The organism is bacterium (genome assembly GCA_037131655.1).
GTDB lineage: Bacteria > Armatimonadota > Fimbriimonadia > Fimbriimonadales > JBAXQP01 > JBAXQP01.
Genome location: JBAXQP010000460.1, coordinates 1 through 1,684 on the forward strand (window position 1 = coordinate 1; position 1,684 = coordinate 1,684).

Genomic DNA, 1,684 nt, shown 5'->3' on the forward strand with positions numbered 1-1,684 from the left:
GTGGGCGGACATTTGACGTTCGGCAAATAGAATATTCTAAAACATCCAGATGAATACCGAACTCCAGCATGTTTCTCACGCATTCCGAACCGACGCGGGCCATCTTCTGAACAAGGCGACGACTGCTTTTGAGCACTCCACAGTCAAGATGCGGACAGGCTTTCAGGCGAAGATCGTTGTCGATCTATACATGTCGATTGAATGTTCATTGAAGTCACTAATGTGTTCAACAGGATCTGCGGCTTCAGCCGAGGACGCATTGCGTGATATTTTCACGCATGGGCACAATCTCAAACGACTCATGAAATCTGCTGGCAGCAAATTCTTGACCCCTGATGATTCCAAGCTTCTCCGCGAGTTGAACAAGCGTGGTGTCAGTCTGCGATATGACTTGGATCTCTTCTCGCTGGTCACGAACGAGTTGCTCTGTACCGACACCGTCAAATTTAAGATTGACCCAGAATACGTGAGGAACATAACCCGCATCGCAGAAGGGCTTTGTCGAGAAGCTCAAGATTCACACAAGGCTAAGTTTCCAAGCGATCCAAGATTGATGCTGAGTAGCCAGATCGAGAATGAGATTCGCGAACTCCGCAAACTGATGATTAGAGCACGCAAGAAGAAGACTAAGAATTGCTTATACTGTTGCTAGGGCTAGAAGTATTCACCATCTATACTCATGCAGTTAATCAAGAGCATCACCGACTGGACCGCGCCCAAATGTGGCAAGTGTAGTAAGCGATTATTCCGCATGGCCTGTTTCACCCGTGAGCTACGCGAAAATTACACCGCCCATGGTCGGACCGACACAACACAAACCAGCCTGAGGCATTTGTGCAAGAAGTGTTACGATCAAATGGAGTTGACTAAGTGCTGCAAGACCGGTCAAGTTTTCTTGCGGAAGGATGACAAGTCAGCAGAATATCGCGAGAGTCAGATGCGCAGAAATCTGTGGCCATACCATCCCAGCTCTCGAATAGAAGGCTCACTTTGCAGGGATGGACTGGCTATTATCGCGGGCGAGCATCAAGAATTACAGAACCGTTTTCAGAACTGGGCTGGATGCTCAAAGCAAGATTACCTGCGTGGATATCGAATTGTAAATGAAATCGAACTAATTCGTGAGGAAGGGCAGCACAATGACCCCGCGGAAGTTGAGGAAGCTCTGAAATGGCACTGCTTGCAAATAGGGGGCAATGGCCTGACTAAGTTCTTCTGGGATAAGCACATTAGGCATCACGAAGAAGAGTATGTAGCTGGCTACGGAAAAAATGGGAATCCCTATCATAGAACGCGCCGGTGGACTACCGCTGATTTTTCAGGTTATGCCGTTGCCGTAGTTGCTGAATCTACCATGCCTCCAGCTCGAAGCCACAGAGACAACAAACGGGGAGGAGGTAACGGAGGTGTTCCTGCCAGAGACCACAAACTCAGCGAATCGGACTGTTGGAATATTCTTGGCCTAAGCGGCAACGTTACCAAAGAAGAGATTAGGAAAGCATACCGAAAAGCGATGAGCGAGTATCACCCGGACAAAGTTGCTTCGCTTGGAAGTGAGTTACGCGAACTCGCCGAAAGGAAAGCAAAGGAGATTAACGAAGCATACAATTTTTTCAGGATACTTTATGACCGGCGGATTCAAACTGTTAGCGAATATCTAGGGAAGGGGTAATTAGGTCTGGTG

General features: G+C 48.0%; 2 protein-coding genes. Both read left to right on the forward strand.

Features of this window, described 5'->3' with window-relative positions; genetic code table 11:
• The first annotated feature begins 49 nt into the window (after positions 1 to 49).
• Positions 50 to 652 carry a hypothetical protein gene (locus WCO51_13605; protein MEI6514289.1) on the forward strand — a complete coding sequence of 201 codons (603 nt, stop codon included), beginning with the start codon at positions 50 to 52 and terminating at the stop codon, positions 650 to 652.
• 204 nt (positions 653 to 856) lie between these two features.
• Positions 857 to 1,672, forward strand: a complete 816-nt coding sequence (locus WCO51_13610) for a DnaJ domain-containing protein (protein MEI6514290.1) — start codon at positions 857 to 859, stop codon at positions 1,670 to 1,672.
• The last annotated feature ends 12 nt before the right edge of the window (positions 1,673 to 1,684 follow it).

Coding starts and splice junctions, on each gene's coding strand:
- WCO51_13605 (MEI6514289.1), top strand. CDS start 50: ATGAATACCGAACTCCAGCATGTTTCTCACGCATTCCGAACCGACGCG.
- WCO51_13610 (MEI6514290.1), top strand. CDS start 857: ATGGAGTTGACTAAGTGCTGCAAGACCGGTCAAGTTTTCTTGCGGAAG.